Origin of the sequence: Azoarcus sp. DN11 (genome assembly GCF_003628555.1) — a bacterium.
Taxonomy (GTDB): Bacteria; Pseudomonadota; Gammaproteobacteria; order Burkholderiales; family Rhodocyclaceae; genus Aromatoleum.
In genome coordinates this window covers 1197943-1219063 of sequence record NZ_CP021731.1, presented here as the reverse complement: position 1 = coordinate 1219063, position 21121 = coordinate 1197943, and the positions used below count along the sequence as shown (strand labels likewise).

The 21121-nt window shown below is 69.1% G+C and carries 18 protein-coding genes; 11 read left to right on the top strand and 7 right to left on the bottom strand.

Translation table 11 applies throughout. From position 1 onward, the window contains the following. Positions 1-20 precede the first annotated feature (20 nt). Both CDA09_RS05495 and CDA09_RS05490 read left to right on the top strand, forming a co-directional pair. Complete coding sequence (locus CDA09_RS05495) at positions 21-620, top strand: lytic transglycosylase domain-containing protein (RefSeq protein WP_286164482.1); 600 nt, start codon at positions 21-23, stop codon at positions 618-620. A 30-nt stretch (positions 621-650) separates the two neighbouring features. Beyond that, positions 651-1016, top strand: coding sequence for a PilZ domain-containing protein (locus tag CDA09_RS05490; protein WP_121427700.1), 366 nt, complete (start codon positions 651-653; stop codon positions 1014-1016). A 64-nt stretch (positions 1017-1080) separates the two neighbouring features. On the opposite strand, the gene CDA09_RS05485 is transcribed toward CDA09_RS05490, so the two are convergent. Then, positions 1081-1722 carry a bactofilin family protein gene (locus CDA09_RS05485; protein WP_121427699.1) on the bottom strand — a complete coding sequence of 214 codons (642 nt, stop codon included), beginning with the start codon at positions 1720-1722 and terminating at the stop codon, positions 1081-1083. 330 nt (positions 1723-2052) lie between these two features. On the opposite strand from CDA09_RS05485, the gene CDA09_RS05480 reads away from it, so the two are divergent. The 4 genes from CDA09_RS05480 (at position 2053) to CDA09_RS05465 (ending at position 6103) form a co-directional block, all read left to right on the top strand. Continuing rightward, positions 2053-3456 carry a sensor histidine kinase gene (locus CDA09_RS05480; RefSeq protein WP_121427698.1) on the top strand — a complete coding sequence of 468 codons (1404 nt, stop codon included), beginning with the start codon at positions 2053-2055 and terminating at the stop codon, positions 3454-3456. Further along, positions 3446-4102, top strand: a complete 657-nt coding sequence (locus CDA09_RS05475; RefSeq protein ID WP_128106531.1) for a permease — start codon at positions 3446-3448, stop codon at positions 4100-4102. The genes CDA09_RS05480 and CDA09_RS05475 overlap by 11 nt, the downstream gene beginning before the upstream one ends. Next, positions 4099-5529, top strand: coding sequence for a sigma 54-interacting transcriptional regulator (locus CDA09_RS05470; RefSeq protein ID WP_121427696.1), 1431 nt, complete (start codon positions 4099-4101; stop codon positions 5527-5529). The genes CDA09_RS05475 and CDA09_RS05470 overlap by 4 nt, the downstream gene beginning before the upstream one ends. Positions 5530-5761: 232 nt before the next feature. Further along, a complete protein-coding gene (locus CDA09_RS05465; protein ID WP_121427695.1) occupies positions 5762-6103 on the top strand; it encodes a BON domain-containing protein in 342 nt (113 codons plus the stop codon). A 39-nt stretch (positions 6104-6142) separates the two neighbouring features. On the opposite strand, the gene tldD is transcribed toward CDA09_RS05465, so the two are convergent. The 3 genes from tldD to CDA09_RS05450 all read right to left on the bottom strand — a co-directional run bounded on the left by tldD (position 6143) and on the right by CDA09_RS05450 (position 12357). Further along, a complete protein-coding gene (gene tldD / locus CDA09_RS05460) occupies positions 6143-7588 on the bottom strand; it encodes a metalloprotease TldD (RefSeq protein ID WP_121427694.1) in 1446 nt (481 codons plus the stop codon). A 75-nt stretch (positions 7589-7663) separates the two neighbouring features. Beyond that, entirely contained in the window at positions 7664-8497 is an 834-nt protein-coding gene (locus CDA09_RS05455; RefSeq protein WP_121427693.1) for a carbon-nitrogen hydrolase family protein, read from the bottom strand. Next, complete coding sequence (locus tag CDA09_RS05450) at positions 8494-12357, bottom strand: YhdP family protein (RefSeq protein WP_121427692.1); 3864 nt, start codon at positions 12355-12357, stop codon at positions 8494-8496. The genes CDA09_RS05455 and CDA09_RS05450 overlap by 4 nt, the downstream gene beginning before the upstream one ends. 181 nt (positions 12358-12538) lie before the next feature. Between CDA09_RS05450 and glnE the strand changes: the two genes are divergently transcribed. From glnE to CDA09_RS23270, 5 genes are all read left to right on the top strand, one after another. Beyond that, entirely contained in the window at positions 12539-15223 is a 2685-nt protein-coding gene (gene glnE, locus CDA09_RS05445) for a bifunctional [glutamate--ammonia ligase]-adenylyl-L-tyrosine phosphorylase/[glutamate--ammonia-ligase] adenylyltransferase (RefSeq protein WP_121427691.1), read from the top strand. Between the two features lie 122 nt (positions 15224-15345). Further along, positions 15346-16872, top strand: a complete 1527-nt coding sequence (locus tag CDA09_RS05440; RefSeq protein ID WP_121427690.1) for a CYTH and CHAD domain-containing protein — start codon at positions 15346-15348, stop codon at positions 16870-16872. A 61-nt stretch (positions 16873-16933) separates the two neighbouring features. Next, a complete protein-coding gene (sixA, locus tag CDA09_RS05435) occupies positions 16934-17386 on the top strand; it encodes a phosphohistidine phosphatase SixA (RefSeq protein WP_121427689.1) in 453 nt (150 codons plus the stop codon). A gap of 151 nt (positions 17387-17537) precedes the next feature. Continuing rightward, on the top strand, positions 17538-18470 hold the full coding sequence (locus CDA09_RS05430) for a hypothetical protein (protein WP_121427688.1): 933 nt from the start codon (positions 17538-17540) through the stop codon (positions 18468-18470). A gap of 40 nt (positions 18471-18510) precedes the next feature. After that, positions 18511-18684, top strand: a complete 174-nt coding sequence (locus tag CDA09_RS23270) for a hypothetical protein (RefSeq protein WP_164844370.1) — start codon at positions 18511-18513, stop codon at positions 18682-18684. Between the two features lie 54 nt (positions 18685-18738). On the opposite strand, the gene mnmA is transcribed toward CDA09_RS23270, so the two are convergent. From mnmA to CDA09_RS05415, 3 genes are read right to left on the bottom strand one after another with little or no spacing between them, the layout of a single operon-like run. Further along, on the bottom strand, positions 18739-19836 hold the full coding sequence (gene mnmA / locus CDA09_RS05425; RefSeq protein ID WP_121430745.1) for a tRNA 2-thiouridine(34) synthase MnmA: 1098 nt from the start codon (positions 19834-19836) through the stop codon (positions 18739-18741). A 25-nt stretch (positions 19837-19861) separates the two neighbouring features. Further along, on the bottom strand, positions 19862-20584 hold the full coding sequence (locus CDA09_RS05420; protein WP_121427687.1) for a hypothetical protein: 723 nt from the start codon (positions 20582-20584) through the stop codon (positions 19862-19864). After that, positions 20581-21036, bottom strand: coding sequence for an NUDIX hydrolase (locus CDA09_RS05415; protein WP_121430744.1), 456 nt, complete (start codon positions 21034-21036; stop codon positions 20581-20583). The genes CDA09_RS05420 and CDA09_RS05415 overlap by 4 nt, the downstream gene beginning before the upstream one ends. Positions 21037-21121 lie beyond the last annotated feature (85 nt).

The following is a 21121-nucleotide window of genomic DNA, read 5'->3' as shown; positions in this document are numbered from 1 at the left end:
TGTTTGCCACCCTGCTGGCCATGTCGGCCTTCGGCGGGGAGGCCTTTGCCGGCAACCAGGTTTATGAGCCGATGGCGGCAAGCGTGCGCGCGGCCCTGCATGCGGCGGTCAGCGACGCGGGGGCGCCCGAGGTGCTGATCGCCGACGCGACCGAGCGTGTCCGCTGGCTGCAGGAGATGTCGCACCGTCTGGAAAAGCGGATTCCGGATCGCACCTACCGCGAGGATCTGCTGACGTCCGTGCATTACGAGGCGACGCGGGCAGGACTCGACGCGCAGCTCGTGCTCGGGCTGATCCAGGTCGAGAGCGGCTTCCGCAAGTACGCGGTGTCGGGCGCCGGGGCGCGCGGCTACATGCAGGTGATGCCGTTCTGGGTCAGGACGATCGGCGGCCCCGAGGACAACCTCTTCCATCTGCGCACGAACCTGCGCTACGGCTGCACGATCCTGCGCCATTACCTGGACGTCGAGAAGGGCGACCTGTTCCGGGCCCTGGGGCGCTACAACGGCAGCCTCGGCCGCCCGGAATATCCGAACATGGTGCGCGCAGCCTGGGAGCGGTACTGGAGCTATCAGCCGCTGAAACTGGCCGTGTCGGACGCGCACGGCCGGCCGAACTGAGCAGCCTGCCTTTCAGGCTCGGGAGCCGACATGGAACATCGCCTGTTTCGCCGCCGATCGATCTCGATCTCGTTTCGCGTGCATGACGCGGAAACGGGCAAATTCATCGGGCGCATCGGCGACATCAGCAAGGGCGGCCTGCTGGTGTACGGTCCGAGCAAGATGCTGCCCGGCCTGCTGTACCGACTGCGGATCGATCTGCCCGACGACCACGGCAAACCGCGCAGCGTGGTGCTGCCGGCCAAGGCGATGTGGTCGGGCCATGACACCAATCCCGAGTTCTGCAGCACGGGCTTTCGCCTGTTCGAGCTCGATCGGCCGGAAAACCAGGCCGCGCTGAACGTCATGCTGTCGCGCTTCACCGTCGGTTTCGAGGACGAAGACGCGGATGCCTGAAGCGGCGAAGCCGGCAGCCGCCTCCCGCTGGGGCTGAAGCCGGCTCCCGGTCTGCGAAGGTCGATCAGGCCGCGGCGCCGGCGACCTTCACGTTACTGGATTCATCACGGCCGACGGCTCGCACGGTGTCCCGGCCCGCATCCTTCGCCGTCGCGAGCGACTGCACGTCACCGGAAATCTCGCCCCCTTCCTCGATCAGGATCTTACCGTAGCGGATCTTGCCGCTGACGCGGCCGGTCGAGTGGATGATCAACTGGCTGCGCGCGGTGAGTTCGCCCTCGAAACGGCCGTGCACCTCGGCGACGTCGATACCGACGGTGCCCGAGAAGGAGCCGTTCTCGGCGATGCGGATGACGCGGCTGTCCATCGTGGCCTCGACGCGGCCCTCGACGACCAGGGTGTCGCAGTCGAGGATCTCGGCGCCCTTGAGCTTGACATCCGGTCCGACGATCAGGCGGCTGCCCGTACCCTGCATGGCGTCTTCGATCGGGGCGGCCGCGACGTCCGCCGCTGCCGCCACCTTCTCGTCAGCGGCCGGAGAGGAGCCGCTGATCGAGGCCGGCAATTCGGAGGTGCTGCGCGCCAGGCTCGCGGAAGAAGACGCCGGCCCCGCGGTCAGACTGCCCGGTGCCGGCCGCGACGTGCCGTTGGTGCGCGATGCCGGGGCGTCTGGCGCTTTGGGGAACATGGCGGGTTTGTTGAACATGGTCTCTCCTTGAATCCGTAAACGTTTCCGGGCCGACGGTCATCGCCCCCGTGCGCATAAGCATTTGCCATGCCACGCTCCCAAGCGATTGAATTTCAAGACGTTATCGTTAAATCAGCCCAAAATGTGGCGTTCCGGGCCCAAAAACTGTCGCCGGTTGGCGACACCAAAATCGCTCATTTGCGTCATATCCATGTTTTTATTCGTTTTTCTCCTGTCGCCCGAAAGCGACGGCAAACGCATCCTGAAACACGGCCTTGCACTTCCTTACGACGTGGCCCGCCGAACGCCACCTACACTTTCGCGCTGGTTTACGACGATCCTCCCGCCATGTCGCGCCTTTCATTCAGCTATTCGCTGCTTGCCAGCTTTCTGCTCGTCGCGGCGATCCTGGGTGCCACGGCGCTGGGGGGGCTGATTACGCTCGAGGAATTTGCGAGCCGGCACCGCGAAAGCGTCGATGACGCGCTGAAGTATTCGACGGCGGTGCAGCAACTGGGGGAGCGCAGCGTCGATATGGAGCGCAGCGCACGCCAGTTCCTCGTGCTGAAGGATCCGCTCCTGCGCGAGCGCTTCGAGCAGGCGCGCAGCGAGTCCCTCGCCGCCCTGGATACGATTTCCGCACTGCATGCGCCGGGCGTCACCCTGCTCGTGGACGAGTGGCGCCTGGCGGCCGCGGCCGCCGGCGCGGCGCTGACCGGCAAGGGCGCGGCGGAAGCGGCAACGGCCGCCCTGGGCCGCGTGCCGCCGCTGAACGAGCGGCTCGCGGGCGAAGTGCGGATGCAGCTCGATCGCCAGAGCCAGCTCCTGTTCGCGGAACTGGATGCCAACCGCGGCCGCCTGGCGTGGCACGTGCTCGCCGCGATCGTCGCCGCGTGTACCTTCGCGGCGCTGACCGGCTGGTGGCTGCTGCGGCCGATCAACCGGCTGGAGGCGGCGATCGAGGCGCTGGGCGAAAGCCGCTTCGACGAACCGGTTGCGATCCCCGGCCCCGCGGACCTGCGCCGCGTCGGCCGCCGCCTCGACTGGCTGCGCCTGCGGCTCGCGGACCTCGAAGCGAACCGCAGCCGGGTGCTGCGTCACGTGTCGCACGAGCTGAAAACGCCGCTCGCATCGCTGCGCGAAGGCATTGCGCTGCTGGAGGACGGGGTGGTCGGCGAGCTCTCGGGGGAGCAGCGCGAGGTGGTCGCGATCCTGCAGCACAACACCCACGCGCTGCAGGGGCACATCGAGGATCTGCTGGGCTACAACGCGGCGGTGTTCCACGCGCGCAACCTGCGCCGTCGCCCGGTGATGCTGCGCGCGCTTGCCGAGTCGGTCATCGCCGAACAGCAGCTGCCGATCCAGACGCGCAACCTGAAGGTAGTCTTGCGCGGCGATCCACCCGCGTTCAGCGCGGATCCCGACAAGCTGCGCATCGTGCTGGCGAATCTGCTGGCGAACGCCGTGTCGTTCAGCCCGCGCGACGGCGAGATCCGCCTCACGCTGAGCAAGGAGCCCGGCTGGGTCCGCATCGATTGCATCGACCAGGGGCCGGGGGCCGCAGCCGACGAAGCCGAACGCATCTTCGACCCCTTCTTCCAGGGCAGCCGCCAGCCGGAAGAGCCGCGCCACGGCAGCGGGCTCGGCCTTTCCATCGTACGCGAGTTCATCGTCGCCCATGGCGGGCGCGTCGGGCTTCAGCCTTCGACCAAAGGCGCCTATTTCAGGATCGAACTTCCCAATGAGAGCTGACCTTCCCCACGACCTGCGCCTCACGCCCCGCGACGCCCTCAGGCATCGTGGCGCGGCCGCCATGCTCTGCGTGCTGGCTCTCGCCGGGAGCACCACGGGCTGCGCCGGCGTGCGCAGCGCCAGCGCCGAGTTGTCCGCGCTGCCGCCGATGCCGCCCATCCTCGGCAACCGCAGCACCCCGATCCAGACGGCGCTCGCCTACCACGAGACGATTCGCGGCATGAATGCCTCGGAACTCGCACGCGAGCGCTCGGCGCAGTCCGCTGCGGGCAATGCGCCGCTCGCGCAGATCAAGTTGGCGATGCTGCTGAGCCACGCGCCGCAGGGAGTCGCCCATCTCCAGCGCGCACAATCCTTGCTCGAGGCGATCAATGCGTCCGAGAAGGCCGATGCGGTGGCGCTGCAGCCGCTCGCCCGCGTGCTGGCCGAGCAGGTGCAGGAGCGCCTGCGGCTCGAGAGCACTGCGGAACGGCTGACCCAGCAGCTCGAGCGAACAGGGCAGCAGCTCAAGGACGCGCAGAAACAGGGCGAAGAGCTTCAGGCGAAGCTCGACGCCTTGACCGAAATCGAACGCACCCTGCCGGCAAGGCCGTCCGCATCGACGCCGGCGCAATCGGCGCCACGGGAAAGGAGAACCGAGAAATGAGGACGAGCCAGACCACTGCCGGCGGGGCCGTGACGACGCAGGGCGGTGCCCACCTGTTGCTTGTTGACGACGACGCCGATCTGCTGCGGCTGCTGTCGATGCGACTGGGCGCGAGCGGATATCGCGTCAGTACCGCGGAAAGCGCCGAAGCCGCGCTGGCTTGCCTGGCGGTGGAGCGCTTCGGGCTGGTGGTCAGCGACGTGCGCCTGCCCGACCGCGACGGGCTGCAGCTCTTCGAGGAGATCCGCCAGATCTGGCCGGCGCTGCCGGTGATCCTGCTGACCGCGCACGGCACCATCCCGGATGCCGTGGAGGCGACCTCGCGCGGGGTGTTCGGCTATCTGACCAAGCCGTTCGACAGCAAGGCCTTGCTCGACAAGATCGTGCAGGCGCTGCAGATCGCCGGCACCGCCCATGCCGGCGAGGAGCGCACGGCCGCCGGCTGGCGCGACGACATCATCAGCCACAGCGCCCGCATGGCGACGGTGCTGGACGAGGCGCTGCTCGTGGCCGCCTCCGACGCCAGCATCCTGATCCGCGGCGACAGCGGCACCGGCAAGGAGCTGCTCGCACACGCCATCCACAACGCCAGCCCGCGCGCCGACAAACCCTTCATCGCGATCAACTGCGGCGCGATTCCCGAGCAGCTGCTCGAGTCCGAGCTCTTCGGCCACATGAAGGGCGCGTTCACGGGGGCCGCGACGTCGCACACGGGCCTGTTCCAGGCCGCGGACGGCGGCACGATCTTCCTCGACGAGATCGGCGACATGCCCCTCGCGCTGCAGGTGAAGCTGCTGCGGGTGCTGCAGGAGCGCGCGGTGCGGCCGGTCGGCGCGAGCCGCGCGCTGGAGATCGACGTGCGCATCCTGTCCGCGACGCACCGGGATCTCGAATCGGCCCTGACGGAAGGGGCGTTCCGCGAGGATCTCTTCTACCGCCTCAACGTCGTCAGCCTGACCCTGCCGACGCTGGACGAGCGGCGCGAGGACATCCCGCTGCTGGCGAATCATTTCCTGCACGGCCTGGCGCGCAAGTACCAGAAGCGCCTGCGCGGCTTCGCGCCGGATGCGCTGGAAGCGCTGACGACCGCCGCCTGGCCGGGCAACATCCGTCAGCTGCAGAACGTCGTGGAGCAGGCTTGCGCACTGGCGACGACGCCGCTCATCCCCGTGACGCTGGTCGAGCGCGCGCTGCGCGGCCCCAGCATCGAGGCGCTGAGCTACGCCGAGGCGAAACTGCGCTTCGAGCGCAACTACCTGATCCAGCTGCTCAAGCTCACCGACGGTAACGTCTCCGACGCCGCGCGCCTCGCGGACCGCAACCGCACCGAGTTCTACCGCCTGCTGCAGCGGCACTCGCTCACGCCCAGCCTGTTTCGTGCCGAGACGGCCGACGTCGCCCGCGAGCGACAGCAGGAATTCATCTGAATCATGGACTTGCATTCGCACCCGGGGCGGTGTCGGGAAAACACGACACTTTTGCATCGAGGATGAGCCGGGGGCGAAGAAGCAGGGGGAGGATGCCCCGCCGCAACGCACCGCAGCGACTGCGGTCTGCATGACCCGGATCACGCCTGGCACGCCATCTGCTGAACGAGGGGCAGGCGCGGACACCCGAGTCCGCGCACAAAACCAACAACTCGCAGAAGGAGCCCCCGACATGATCACGCGCCAGAACATCGTCTCCGTCCTCACCACCAGCGCCCTCGCCTTCGGCATCGGCGCACCGGCCCGCGCGGAAAGCCTGCTGGCCGTCGCGCAGGCAACCGCAGCCGTGGCGCGCGACGAACACGACCAGAACCTGCAGCGCGAGATCAAGTCGGCAATCGGCGCCGATCCGGAACTGCGCGCGACGCACATCGCGGTCTCGGCGCATGCGGGTCGCGTGACGCTGGCCGGTGTCGTCGTCAATGACGAGCAGCGCACCCGCGCCCAGCGCACCGCGCAGGGCGTGCGCGGCGTGAGTGCCGTCGAGAACGCGCTCGAAGTGGCGGAACGTTGAGCGGTCGGCGCGCCGCCGGTGCCGGGGCCCCCGATCCGGTCAGGCGGTGCCGCCGACGGTCAGCCCGTCGAGCCGCAGCGTGGGCTGGCCAACCCCGACCGGCACGCTCTGGCCGTCCTTGCCGCAGGTGCCGACGCCGGGGTCCAGCGCCATGTCGTTGCCGATCATCGACACGCGCGTGAGCGCATCCGGGCCGTTGCCGATCAGCGTCGCCCCCTTCACCGGGCGGGTCACCTTGCCGTTCTCGATGAGGTAGGCCTCGGCCGTCGAGAACACGAACTTGCCCGAGGTGATGTCCACCTGCCCGCCGCCGAAGTTCACCGCGTACAGGCCCTTCTTCACCGACTTGATGATCTCCTCGGGCGCCTTGTCGCCGTTCAGCATGTAGGTGTTGGTCATGCGCGGCAGCGGCAGGTGGGCGAAGGACTCGCGCCGGCCGTTGCCGGTGGGCTTCACGCCCATCAGCCGCGCGTTCATCGTGTCCTGCATGTAGCCGGTGAGGATGCCGTCCTCGATCAGCACGGTGCGCTCGGTCGGATTGCCCTCGTCGTCGATCGTCAGCGAGCCGCGGCGATCCGGCAGCGTGCCGTCATCGACGACGGTGACGCCCTTCGCCGCGACCTGCTGGCCCATGCGCCCGGAGAAGGCGGAACTGCCCTTGCGGTTGAAGTCGCCCTCGAGGCCGTGGCCGATCGCCTCATGCAGCAGGATGCCGGGCCAGCCAGGGCCGAGCACGACGCTCATCGTGCCGGCCGGCGCGGGGGCGGCGGCGAGGTTCGTGCGCGCCTGATGGACGGCCGCGCGCGCGTATTCCTGCAGGCGCGCGTCGTCGAAGTAGCCGTAATCGAAGCGCCCGCCCCCGCCCGCGCTGCCCTGCTCGCGCAGGCCCTTGTCTTCCATGATCACGGTGACCGACACGCGCACGAGCGGGCGCACGTCGGCCGCCATGTGGCCATCGCTGCGCGCGACGAGCACCACTTCCCACGAGCCGGCGATGTGCGCCATGACCTGCGTGACGCGCGGGTCCTCGCCGCGCGCGAAGCCTTCGAGGCGTTCGAGGAGCTTCACCTTGGCGGTGTCGTCGAGCGAGGCGAGCGGGTCGTCGCCGCGGTACAGGCGCGACTTGCCGCCGTGCGGGGCGATCGCGACGCTGCGCCGCCCGCCCGCCTCGGCGATCGCCCGCGTCGCTTCGGCGGCCGACGTGAGCGCCGCCAGCGAGATGTCGTCGGAATAGGCGAAGGCGGTCTTCTCGCCGCTGATTGCGCGCACGCCGACGCCCTGCTCGATGTTGAAGCTGCCCGACTTGACGATGCCTTCCTCGAGGCTCCAGCCCTCGGAGCGGTGGTACTGGAAGTACAGGTCGGCGTAATCGAGGCGATGGCGCATCAGCTTGCGGAACACCTTCTCGAGTTCCGCCTCGCCCAGATCGTAGGGGTTGAGGAGGTAGCGGTCGGCGACCTTGAGGGGGTTCTGTGCTCGGCTCATTGTTCTTCCAGGTTGGGGCGGTCTGTCCGGTTCGACACGGACAAGGCGAATAAGGTCAAAAGGGCTGCGCAGGCGTCAGGCTTCGGCGATGCCGAGGCAGCGGTGGCGCAGCGCGGGCAGGCTTTCGCGCACGGCGGCGATGCGCGCGGGGTCGACATCGGCGCACACGACGCCCGGCCCCTCGTCGCGGCACGCGAGGACTGCGCCCCACGGATCGGCGATCAGCGTGTGGCCCCAGGTGACGCGCCCGCTCGGGTGACGTCCGCCCTGCGCCGGCGCCATCACGTAGCACTGGTTCTCGATCGCGCGCGCGCGCAGCAGCACTTCCCAGTGGTCGCGGCCGGTGGTGTAGGTGAAGGCCGAAGGCAGGATGATGAGATCGACCGTGCCCATCGCGCGGAAGAGTTCGGGAAAGCGCAGGTCGTAGCACACCGACAGGCCCACGCGGCCGCAGGGGGCGTCAAAGGTGACCACCTCGCGACCCGCCTCGATCGTCGCAGCCTCGTCGTAACGCTCGGTGCCCTTCTGGAAGCCGAAGAGGTGGATCTTGTCGTAGCGCGCGACGCGCTCGCCGCGCTCATCGAACACCAGCGTCGAATTGCGCACCTTGGCGTCCGATTCGGCGACCAGCGGGATCGTGCCGCCGACGAGCCACACGCCGTGGCGTGCGGCGGTCTCGCGCATGAAGTCCTGGATCGGGCCGCTGCCGTCCGCTTCGCGGATCGCGACCTTCGCGGTCTCGTCGGCGGTGATGAGGGGAAAGTATTCGGGCAGGGCGACGAGCTTCGCCCCCGCGGCAGCCGCCTCGGCAACCCGTTCGCCGGCGACGCGCAGGTTGTCGCCGACGTCAGGGCCGGACACGGTCTGGATCGCGGCGATGCGCACGGGGGGACGGTTCAAGCTCTTCACTCCTGCTTCGATGACTCCGCCGTGCCGGGGCCCGCGGCGGAGAGTTTCTCGACTTTCGGATCGGCCCAGTTGCCGGTGATCGCGTAGCTGAACGCGAACATCTTCTCGATCGGATCGCTCAGCGCTTTCTGCGCGACGTAAGCCACCACCCCCGCGACCGGGTTGATGAGCCCGGCGGCCGTGCCGATCGCCACCGATTCGGACAGCGTCGGCTGCACCGTCACGCGCAGATCCTGCGTCTCGTCCTCGATATCGACCGACCCGCTCATCCGCACCCTGGCCGCGGGTCCGCGGATACGCAGGTCGTCGGTGCGCAGCTGGCCTGCCGCTGCCTTGATGCTACCGGAAATGCTGTCGAAGGCGAATCCTTCGCTGAACACGTCGCGGAAGTCCAGCGTGAGACGCCGCGGCAGCGCCTGCAGGCTGAGCACGCCGAGCAGGCGCCCCACGCCGGGTTCGAGCTGGCGGAACTGCCCGCCCTCGGCCGCGACCGTCATCGTGCCGGTCAGCGACGGATAGTGGATGCGCGTCGGCGCCCCGCGCCAGGCGAGCTTGCCCGCGAGCACCGCCTTGCCGCCGCGCACGACGTCGCCGTACCCGAGCCGCTTGGCCAGCTGCCCGATGTCGCGCGCCTCGAGGCGGAAGTCGAGATCCGTCTGCGGACGCACGCCGGGGCGCCACAGGCCGGACCCGCTCAGCTTGCCGTCGGCGTTCGCCAGCGACACCGAATCGAGGTGCCACATCCCGCCCTGATTCTGCGCCTGCAGCTCGAGGCGGCCGAACTCCATGCCGCGTAGCGAGAAGCGGTCGACGACGACGTCGAGCGCGGGCAGGCGCCGTGGCGCCTCATCCGGTTCCGCGGCCGTGTCCGCGCTCGCGGCGGGCTCGGCGGCGGCATCGTGGCTGGCGCCGAGCACGAGGCGTTTCAGGCGCGCGCGCAAGGTGCCGTCGCCGCTTTCGCGCCAGTCGAAATCCCCTTCCGCTTCACGGCTCTCGATCCGCCCTTTCCAGCCTCCGTCGTCCGCGCGCGCGTTCAGGTGCGCGTCGGTGATCTCGTGGCCGAAGCCGGACAGGCGCTTCGCGCGCAGGTCGACCGCGGCGACCGTGATCGGCCCGCGCCGCTCCGCGTCCCCGGATTCCCCGGCGTTCGCGGCATCGAATACCTTGCGCCAGGCATCCACATCGAGTTCGTCCAGCTTCGCCGCGATCGCCACGCCGGCATCGGAGTCGGGCGTGGCGGCCAGCAAGCCCATGCCGCCGCGCACCGCCCCCCAGCCGTCGCCGGCACGCCGGCGCTCGAGCTGCAGTTCGCCCCGGCCGTCGAGCGCGACACGCACGCTCTCGGGCTTGTCGCCGGCGGGGAAATCCAGCGTCACGCGCAGCGGCCAGGTCACCGCGGCGCTCTTGTTCATCGGCAGGGGCAGGCTCGACGCCACGCCGACCAGATTCGAAGCGACCACCACCCGCGTGCCCTGCTCGCGCACGTCGATGTTCGCCTTCCAGTCCGTCCCGCCGGAAAGGTGGTCCAGCCCCGGCAGGTCGTGGGCCTCCCGCAGGGCCTGAACCTTCAGGCCGCCGGAGGCCTCGAACAAGACGCTGCCATCCTTCCCCGTGCTCGCCACGAGCCGCATCGGCTCGCCATAGAGGCGGGCACGCGCTTCCGGGATCGTCAGATCGTTCTCGGTGAAGCGCACGACACCGCTCGCCTCGGTCAGGGGCGCCAAGGCATCCACCACGGTCAGCCGATTGGCCGTGAAACGGTACTCGCCCTTCACGGTGCTGGAGTCCATCTCGTTCAACGGCAGCACCAGCTTCAGGTCGAGCACACCGGTGCCTTCGGCCCGCATCGCATCGGTGAAGCCGTCGATGCGGCCCGACACCGGGCTTTCCGACACGAAGCGCAGGAAGTCGGCCGTCGGCCCCGCCGCCCGGCCGTGGATGCTCATGATCGCGCCGCCCGGAGCGTCGAGGTCCGGTACCTCGGCCACGACGTTCGCGAGCCCGACCCCGAAGATGCGCGCACGATCGGCCGTGATGCGCATCCCCGCCCCCTCGAAGCGCACTTCGCCGTCGATGTTCGTGATCGACGGCCAATCCTCCGCGTAGTCCAGGCGCGCGCCGAAGACGCGGGTCGTCACGAGGAACTGGCCCGACTTGCCGTTACGGAACGGGAAATCCTCGAGCTTGCCCTTCAGGCGCAGGCGCGCATCGGGCACCCTGCCGCCGACGATGCTGTGCCGCAGCCATGTGCGCGTGTCCTCATTCACGACGTGGGGCAGGTAGCGCCACACGGCACCACTTTCGGCGCGCGTGAGGCGGGCGCTCAGGTCGATCTCCCCGGCGCTTCCGGTCGCCGGCCAGTAACGCCCGGACGCAGACCCGGACGCATCGGGGTTGTCGAAGTTCGCACTGTCGAGCGCGATCTCGAGCCGGCCGTCGGCTCCGTGCGTCCAGCGCCCGTCGGCACGCAGGGTCGAGAAACCGATCCGCGGTTGGGGGAAGACCGCAGGCAGTTCCAGCGCGGCGTCCTGCCCGGCGATGCGGAAGCGGCCGGCGCGCTCGTCGCCTTCGATGTCGCCCGACATGCCCGAGAGGCCGGGAACGGCACCGTGCGGATTGAGCCCGATGCCCGCGAAGCGCGCGCGGACCTTCCACGCCTCCAGCTTGTCGAGGGCGCCGCGCCATTCGAGCCGCAGGTCATCGAGCGTGCCCTGCGGCGCGAACGCACCGATGCGTTGCCGCACGGCGGGATCGAAAGGCAGGTGGGCGGCGAGGCTGCCCAACACCCTGAAATCGAGCCGGCTGCTCGTGAACTTCCCCGCATCCGGCGGACCGTCGTTGGCGCCGTGCAAGGTCAGGTCCAGGTCCGTCGGCGCGATCGCGAGGCCGTCCCTGGTCGCGAGTTCGAGCCCGCGGGCGGAAAACTCCATGCCCTCGGCCGTGCGCCGCCCCACGAGCCGTCCGCGCACGTTCGCGAGTTCGAGCACCGGCAGATCATCGCCCAGGCGCGTGTACACGTCGGCCAATGCCAGATTGACCGCCAGCGAATCGAGGCGCCCCTCGCCCAGTCCCACCCAGGCCCGCACGCCCCCCCGCCCCGCCAGCGCCACCGGATAATCGACCCAGGTCCGCCAGCCGCCCAGGCTCGCCTGGTCCGCGGCGACATACACCTGCCCCATCCACGACGACGGATCGGCCGGCGTGCGGCTGGCAAGGTCGCCCCGCACTTCGATCATCGGCGCCAGTTCGGCCGGCGCCTGCGCCTGGAACGCGAAGCGATAGCGCGGACCGCTGCGCAGCAAGCGGAACTGCACGCCGGCGAGACTCAGTTCCGGCGCGCCGCGCATCGCATCGGTCCAGCCCAGGCTCGCGTCGCGGATGACGATCTCGCGTTGCGCGAACAGCCAGTCGGCGAAACTGCGGTCGGGGGTCTCCTCCTCATCGATGCGGATGCCGGCGATGTAGATCGCGCCGTCCAGGTCGCGCCGCAGGGCCAGGACGGGGTTCCTCACCTCGATGCGATGGAAATGCGGCTCGGCGCGCAGCAGCGACCACCACGACAGCGTCGCATCGACGCTGTCGAGATGCAGGGCCGGGCGTCCCTCGCGGTCCTTGAGCTCGAAGCCGGCCAGATGCAGGCGCGGGCGCAGCCCCCGCAGGTCGGCCGACAGGCCCTCGATCGACACCGGCAGGCCCGCCGCCACCGAGATCGCCTCGGCCAGCTCCTGGCGGAACTCGCCGACACGTGGCACCAGCACTTCGCGCACGAGCAGGAAACCCGTGCCGAGGACGAACCATGCCACCAGCAAGGCGATCGACAGCACGCGCCATGCCCGCCCGCGGCGCGCGGCGGACATCATGGCGGAAAGGTCGGGAAGGGGAGTGTGAGGGGCGTTCATCGGCAATAAGGCGGAAGCTGCGCTGCGACCCGACTGAATACGGACCGGCTTCGATACAATCCAGTCTGCATCCTGAGCGTCGGCACCAGCTCATGCGTCCGGGGAACCGCGCATTCTATCAATGATCCCGAGTCCGTCTCCCATGTCAGACACACCCGAACAGCCCTCCGAAGCAATTTGTTACGCGGCGACGCTGTCGCGCTACCTCCAGCGCATGCTCGACAGCCGCGCCTGGCTCGCCGAACGGCTCGCTGCCTCGCTCGACCGGCCCCTCGACGCGGACGCGATGCAGGCCTTCATGGCCGGCTCCGGGCTCGACGAAGCACGCCTGCGCGGCACGCTGCGCAATCTGCGCACCTGGGTCATGTGCCACCTCGTCGTGCGCGACCTCAACAGCATCGCCGACCTCGCCGAAGTCACCGAAACGATGACCGTGCTGGCCGAGGTCACGATCCGCGCCGCCCACGACGTGCTGCGCGAGGCCCTCGTGCAGCGCTACGGCGCCCCCGTCTCGCAGAGCGGCTGGGAACAGGAGCTGCTCGTCGTCGGCATGGGCAAGCTCGGCGGGCGGGAGCTCAACGTCTCTTCAGACATCGATCTGATCTTTATCTATCCCGAAGACGGCGACACGGGCGGCGCGAAAGTCATCAGCAACTTCGAGTTCTTCGAGCGTCTCGGCAAGCAGCTGATTCAGGCGCTCGCCGACATCACCGAGCACGGGCAGGTCTTCCGCGTCGACATGCGGCTGCGCCCGAACGGCGACTCCGGCCCGCTGGTGTGCTCCTTCGACATGCTGGAGAACTACTTCATCACGCAGGGGCGCGAATGGGAGCGCTACGCGTGGATCAAGGCGCGCGTGCTCGCGGGCGAGCGCTTCGAGGAACTGGAAAAGATCGCCCGCCCCTTCATCTTCCGCAAATACCTCGACTTCGGCGCCATCAACGCGATGCGCGACCTGCACGCGCAGATCCGCCGCGAAGTCGCGCGCCGCGACCGCGCCAACAACATCAAGCTGGGCCCGGGCGGCATCCGCGAGATCGAGTTCATCGCCCAGGTGTTCCAGATCATCCGCGGCGGACGCGAAACGCAGCTGCAGATCCGCCCGACGCTGAAAGTGCTCGCGCGCCTGGCCGAACGCGGCTTCCTCGCGCCCGAGGCGGTCGGCGAACTCAGCGAGGCCTACGAATTCCTGCGCCGCCTCGAGCATCGCCTGCAATACCTCGACGACGCACAGACGCACGACCTGCCCGGCAACGACGAGGACCGTGCACGCATCGCCCGCGGCATGGGCTTCCCCGACTTCACCGCCTTGCTCGAAGTCATCGACCGCCACCGCGCTGCGGTGAGCCGCCACTTCGAACATGTGTTCGGCGCCCCGGCCGAAGAAGGCCACACCCTCGACAGCATGTGGGCCGCCGCCGGCGACAGCAGCCAGGCCGAAGGCACGCTTGCCAAGCTCGGCTACCGCGATCCGCCCTCCGCCGCCCGCCGCCTCGCCGCGATCCGCGCCGGCAACCGCTACCAGCAGCTCCCCAACCACATCCGCAGCCGCCTCGACGCGCTGATCCCGCGCGTCGTCGAAGCCGCGGCCACCACGCCCGATGCCGACGAGACGCTCGGGCGCTGCCTCGACCTCCTCGAATCCATCAGCCGCCGCGGCGCCTACCTCGCGCTGCTGCAGCAATACCCGCAGGCGCTGCGCCGCGTGGCCGACCTGATGAGCGCATCGCGCTGGGCCGCGCAGTTCCTCATCCGCCACCCCATCCTGCTCGACGAACTGCTCGATGCGCGCGTGCTGCAGACGGCCCCGGACTGGCCCGAACTGCGCCGCCAGATCGCCGAAGCCGTGGACGCCGCCGAACCCGACATGGAGCGGCAGATGGACATGATGCGCGAACAGCACCACGCGCTCGTGTTCCGGCTGCTGATGCAGGACATCGCCGGCATGCTCACGGTCGAGAAGCTCGCCGACCACCTCTCGGCGCTGGCCGACATGATGCTCGACCTGAGCCTCCCGACGATCTGGCGCAAGATCAAGATCCGCCACCGCGACGAACCCCGGTTCGCCGTGATCGCCTACGGCAAGCTCGGCGGCAAGGAGCTCGGCTACGCCAGCGACCTCGACCTCGTGTACCTGCATGACGACGACGCGCCGGAAGCGCCCGAGGTCTACACCCGCCTCGGCCAGCGCCTCAACTCCTGGCTCTCCAGCCAGACCGCCGCCGGCATCATGTTCGAGACCGACCTGCGCCTGCGCCCGAACGGCGAGGCAGGCATGCTCGTGAGCTCGCTCGATTCCTTCCGCCAGTACCAGCTCGAATCGGCGTGGGTGTGGGAACACCAGGCGCTGACGCGCGCGCGCTTCGCCGCCGGCGACGCCACGCTCGGCGAAGCCTTCGAACGCATCCGCTGCGAAGTGCTGCGCCAGCCGCGCGACCTCGAGAAGCTGCGCGCGGACGTGCTCGAGATGCGCCACAAGATGCGCGACGCCCACGCGGGCAAGAGCGAACTCTTCGACCTCAAGCACGACCACGGCGGCCTCATCGACGTCGAGTTCCTGGTCCAGTACCTCGTGCTCGGCCACGCCCACCAGTACCCCGAACTCACCGGCAACCTCGGCAACATCGCGCTGCTGCGCATCGCCGGCGACCTCGGCCTGATCCCGGCGGGCCACGCCGGCCGCTGCGGCGACAGCTACCGCATGTTCCGTCACCTGCAGCACCGCCAGCGCCTCAACGACCTGCCCTCGCGCGTCCAGCCGCTGGAAGTCGCGTTCGCCCGCGAATCGGTGCGCCGGCTGTGGCACACGGTGTTCGGCGAGGACTGACGCAGCCCGCCGCGCGACGGCGCAGTCCAGCCGGCTGAAATATTTCAGTTCATTTTTCCGCGCATGACGCAACCGTAATACGCGACTAGAATCAGAATCTTATCAACGGGTGATCGCGCTCCATGGGCCAGGAAATCGAACTCAAGCTCGCCCTGCCCCCCAAGGCCCTCCCGGCACTGCGGCGCCACCCGCTGGTCGCCGGCGCTGCCCGCCGGGGCAGGGCGGAAACGCTCGACAACACCTACTTCGACACCCCCGACCTGCGGCTCGCGGCGCGCCGCATCGGGCTGCGCATCCGCAGGAAGGGCCGCGTCGAACTGCAGACCGTGAAGTGCGCGGCGGAATCGACCGCCGGACTGAGCGCCCGCCCCGAGTGGGAACACCCCTACGCCGGCAGCTTCGACTTCACCCCGGTCGACGACGCCAAAGTGCGCAAGCTCCTCACCCGCCGCGCGCCCGAGTTGGTCCCCGTGTTCACGACCCGCTTCCGGCGCGAAACCCGCCTGTACGCCCCCGACGACACGGTGCGCATCCTGATGATGATCGACCACGGCGAAGTCATCGCCGGCGAACAGCGCGCCCCGATCAGCGAACTGGAGCTGGAACTCGTCGCCGGCGAACCGCTCGACCTGCTCGTGCTCGCCTGCCGGCTCGCCGGGGACCTTCCGCTGATGCCCAGCGATCTCAGCAAGGCCGAACGCGGCTACGCCCTCCATCTCGGCACGCGGCGCGCGCCGGCGCGCGCCGAACCGTCGGCCGTCACGGCCGACGCCAGCTCGCTCGACGCCTTCCGCAGCCTCGCCGGCTCCTGCCTGCGCCAGTGGCAGGCCAACGCGGTCGGAGCCGCCGAAGACCACGCCCCCGAATTCATCCACCAGCTGCGGGTCGCGCTGCGGCGCCTGCGCACGCTGCTGAGCCTCTTCGCGCCGGTGCTGCCGCCCGAATTCGTGGAGGACTGGCGGGCGCGCCTCGGCGACAACGCGCGCACCTTCGCCGAAGCGCGCGACCTCGACGTCCTGCATGACGAGATCCTCGCCCCCGCCGCCACCGACGAAGCGGATCACAGCGGCAGCGAAGCCGATTCGGTCATCGCGCTCGCCGCCCGCGTCGGGGCGGAAAGGGAGCGCGCGCGCCGCGACGCCCTGAACAGCCTCGACCCCGCCGCCCAGGGCCGCCTGATGATCGGCCTCACCGCCGCCCTGCACGCCCTGCCGCCCGACAGCCCCCACGCGCACGAAACACTCACGGACTTCGCGCACCGCCAGCTCGACCGCCTGCGCAAGAAGGTCCGGCGCCGCCATGCCGCGGCCGCGGACGGCAGCCGCGCCCATCTGCACGCGCTGCGCATCGCGCTCAAGCGCCTGCGCTACGCGCTCGAATTCTTCGCCCCGCTGCTGCCAGCGAAGCGGACGCGCAAGTACCTCGCGGCCATCGTCCGCACCCAGAACGCGCTCGGTTTCGTGCACGACGTCGACGTGGCCCGCGTCCGCCTCGCACATTTCGCCGGCGACGATGCGCAACTGCGCGCCGCCGCGGCCTTCGTCTGCGGCTGGCACGGCCCCGCCTACGCCCGCGCCGGCCGCCGCGCCCTGCGCGATGTCGCCCGGCAGCTCGGCGACGAGGCGCCGTGGGCCGGCGAGCGCCGGTAAACCGTCATTGCGTGGCAACAATCACCCCATAGGCTGTCGCACCTTGGACGAGGAGGACACGATGGACCTGTTGCTGTGGCGCCACGCGGAAGCCGTCGACGACAGCCCCGACCACACCCGCGAACTCACCGAACGCGGTCTGCGCCAGGCACAGCGGGTCGCCGCCTGGCTCGAGGAGCGTCGCCCCAAGCGCCTGCGCGTGCTCGTCAGTCCGACCGTGCGCACCCGCCAGACCGCCACGGCGTTCACCGACCGCTTCGAGATCGTCCCGTCGCTGGCGCCCGAAGGCGGCATCGCCGACCTGCTGGCGGCCACCGGCTGGCCCGATTCGGCCGGCCCCTGCCTCGTCATCGGCCATCAGCCCGCACTCGGCCGCATGGCCGCACTGTTGCTCTCGGGCGCCGAATCCGACTGGACGATCAAGAAAGGCGCGCTGTGGTGGTTCACCAACCGCGTGCGCGATGGGGAAACCCAGACCGTGCTGCGCGCCGTGGTTCCGCCGGATCTGGCCTGACGCGGTCTGCCCACCCGCCGCAGCGGATTTTGCGCGCTGCAAAAATTTGTCTTTGGCCAGCATCGTGCCGGCACGCTTGCCGTAAGATTCGCCTGCGGCAAGGGCACGGCCCGCCCGCGCCTTCCGCTCAACTCGTCCGGGCACTCCAGAGATGAATACTTCCGCCACTGCCAACGGCACCAAGCGCACGATCGACGGCGTGGAACGCGTGTTCTACGACGGCTACTGGATCAAGGCCTACGAACCGCCCGCCGACTCCCTGCGCATGAAGCGACAGCTCATCGAAGGGCTCACGCGGCGCCTCTTCAACCACGTCGAGCACGGCATCAACATTCCCGGCAAACGCCTCGCCGAGGCGCGCGCCTCCTACAACGCCGAACCGGATCCGGAACGCAAGCGCGTGAAGGGCGCGATGCTCGCCGGCGCACTGTTCAACCGCGCGACGGACATCTTCACGAAGCTGATGGAGATGCAGGAGCTCGGCATCGAGATCCAGACCGACAACGCGCTGATGCGCGAGTGCGGCTTCTGTCTGCAGGAAGCGCTCAGCCTCGGCAAGCTCGTGCGCCACCGCAGCGGCGAGGAAGGCATCGACGAACTGTGGGGCGAACCCTTCCGCGCGTTCTCGATCCCCATCGAAGCCTTCTACGACAGCCGCTACATCAAGATCTCCCAGACCCTGCACGACATCGACCGCATCGGCAACGTGATGGTCGAAACCTTCGCCGGATCGCGCTTCTTCGAAGGCATCGAGGATCCGACACTACGCTTCACCGCAGCCGCCAAGGTGAAATGCGAGACGCTGCGCACCGATCCCGCGATCTTCGACGTGTGGTCCGACTTCGCCGTCGCCGCCGAACGGCTCGCGAGCGTCTCGCCGCGGCTCGCCGGCGCCACCACACCCGAAGACCTGCAGCTCGCCGTCGACGGCGTGAACCTGATCGTGCAGGGGCGCGATCTCGTGAGCTACATCACCCGCGCCCGCGTGACGATGCCCAAGACCACGCGCGAGTACATCGAGCGCTGCGAGCACTGGCGCCGCGGCCTCTGTCTGCGTCTGCACCCCTCGCTGGTCGCCCCCTGAGCGCCCCGTTTCCCTCACCACGTCGCAGAATTAACCCGCAATGAAGAAGACCGACCTCGAAAAACTCAACGGCCTCAAGATCCGCGGCCGCATGAAGAACGCCGACACCCCCGACCGCTTCGCGAAAGCGTCGAGCGGGGCGCACGCCGACGCCGCACTCAATCCGCTGGTCGCGAAGCTCCTGAAGAAGGGCCTCGCCGACAAGCAGTCGTAAACGACGCCTGTCCGGCCGGCACACACCACCGGCCGGGCCCCGATCTTCCCGCGCTCAGACGATCACGCCGCCGCCCAGGCACACCTTCGATTCATACACGACCACGCTCTGCCCCGGCGTCAGCGCCCACTGCGGCTCGGCGAACGCGATCTCGGCCCGGCCGTCGGCCAGCGCCTCGATCTCGCACGGCATGTCGGGCGTGCGGTAGCGCGGCTTGGCCGTATACACCCAGTGCGTGTGCGGATCGCGCCCTGCGATCCAGTTGAGGTCGGCCGCCGCCAGGCTGCCCTTCAGCAGCGCGGGGTGATCGTGGCCCTGCACGACGTAGAGCACGTTCGCCTTCACGTCCTTCGCGGCGACATACCAGGCGTCATGTTCGCCCGCGTCGTCCTGCCGGCCCTTGATGCCGCCGATGTGCAGGCCCTTGCGCTGGCCGAGCGTGTGGTACATCAGGCCCTGGTGCTCGCCGAGCACGCGGCCATCGTCGAGATCGCGGATCTCGCCCGGCTTGGTCGGCAGGTAGCGCATCAGGAACTCGCGGAACGGCCGCTCGCCGATGAAGCAGATGCCCGTCGAATCCTTCTTCTCCGCCACGTGCAGGCCCGCATCGGCGGCGATTCGGCGCACCTCGCGCTTGTACAGCCCGCCCAGCGGGAACAGCGTCTTCGCCAGCTGCGCCTGGGTCAGGCGATAGAGGAAGTAGCTCTGGTCCTTCGTGCCGTCCTCGGCCTTCAGCAGCTGGAATTCGGTACGCCCGTCGTTCACCCATTCGCGCACGCCGGCGTAGTGCCCGGTCGCGATCTTGTCCGCGCCGAGCTGCATCGCGTGGTCGAGGAAGCAGCGGAACTTGATCTCCGAATTGCACAGGATGTCGGGATTCGGCGTGCGCCCGGCCTCGTACTCGCGCAGGAAATCGGCGAACACGCGGTCCTTGTACTCGGCCGAGAAATTCACGACTTCGAGATCGATGCCGATCACGTCGCACACCGACGCGACGTCGACCAGATCCTGACGCGTCGAGCAGTACTCGTCGTCGTCATCGTCTTCCCAGTTCTTCATGAACAGGCCGGTCACCTGGTAGCCCTGCTGCTTCAGCAACAGCGCGGTCACCGAGGAATCCACCCCGCCGGACATGCCGACGACCACCTTCATCCCGTTCGGATCCTTCCGATCCTTCTTACTGGACATTCGGTCCTTCTCCATTCAGCCAATCCGCCAGCGGCAGCACCACCGCAGGCTCGCCATGATCCACGAACCAGCTGTCGACCGCAAAGCGCGCGCGGGGATTCTGCGGCCCTTCACGCTCCGGCTCCACCGCCGCGGGCACGACCGGCACGACATCCGCGCGCACTTCGCCGCAATCGCACAACGCCAGCATCGGCGCGACGTAGTCGGGCACCACCGGCACGGGCGCGGCGACGACGGGCGCGCGCGGTGACGGAGCGTCCGTTTCCTCGATCACGGCGGAGTAATGCTGCAGCACCAGCCAGGGCGCGCGCCGCTCGACCGGCAGCACGCGGTGAAACCGCAGCCAGCCGCGCGCCGCCATGAGTTCGAGAAAGTGCGTCGTGGTCGTCGAATGATCGATGCAGTCCATCCGCCCCGCGACGCCGTCATCAAGAAAATTGCCGCCGCGATCCGCGGCGATCGGCGTCTCGCGCGCGGCCAGGCGCTGCATCATGCCCACCGCGCGGGCGATCGCCGCGCGCTCCGCCCCGGCGTCGGCCGCCTCCGCCAGCACGGCGGCCACCTCGGCAAGGCCGTCGTCGGCCAGCTCGACCTGCACCCGGCTGGCACAGCCGTAGTTGAAGCACACCTCGACGGTTTCGGCCGCGTGGGCGCCCGGCAGGCCGCACACCAGGCAGGCGATCAGCGCAGCCCGCATCGCAGCACGACTCAACCCGGATAATGCCGGATCAGGTCGAGCGCATGGCGACGCCCCGCGATCCAGTCGTCGACGCATTGCAGCACCAGCGGATTGCGATGTCGCTCGCGGCACTCCAGCAGTTCATCGCGCGTCAGCCACAGCGCGCGCACGATGCCCGCATCGAGCGCGCGGCCCGCCTCCTCGGCCCCGACCGTGCCGCCGAACGCAAAGCGCAGATAGGTGATCCCGCCCTTCGGCACCGGCCACTGGTAGATGCCGATGAGGTATTCGGGGACGAAGCGGTGCGCCGTCTCCTCCAGCGTCTCGCGCGCGGCGGCGTCAACCAGGGACTCTCCCGCCTCCAGGTGTCCGGCCGGCTGGTTGAACCGCAGGCCATCGGCCGTCTCCTCCTCCACCACGAGAAAACGCCCCTGACGCTCGATCACCGATGCCACCGTCACGTTCGGTTTCCAGACTCGTTCCATCGCCATCGTCATCGTCATGCAAAAACGATCATTTTACCGCGTGCGCCCCGCTCCGCCCGGACCGGACTCGTAAGCGGCCGTGTCC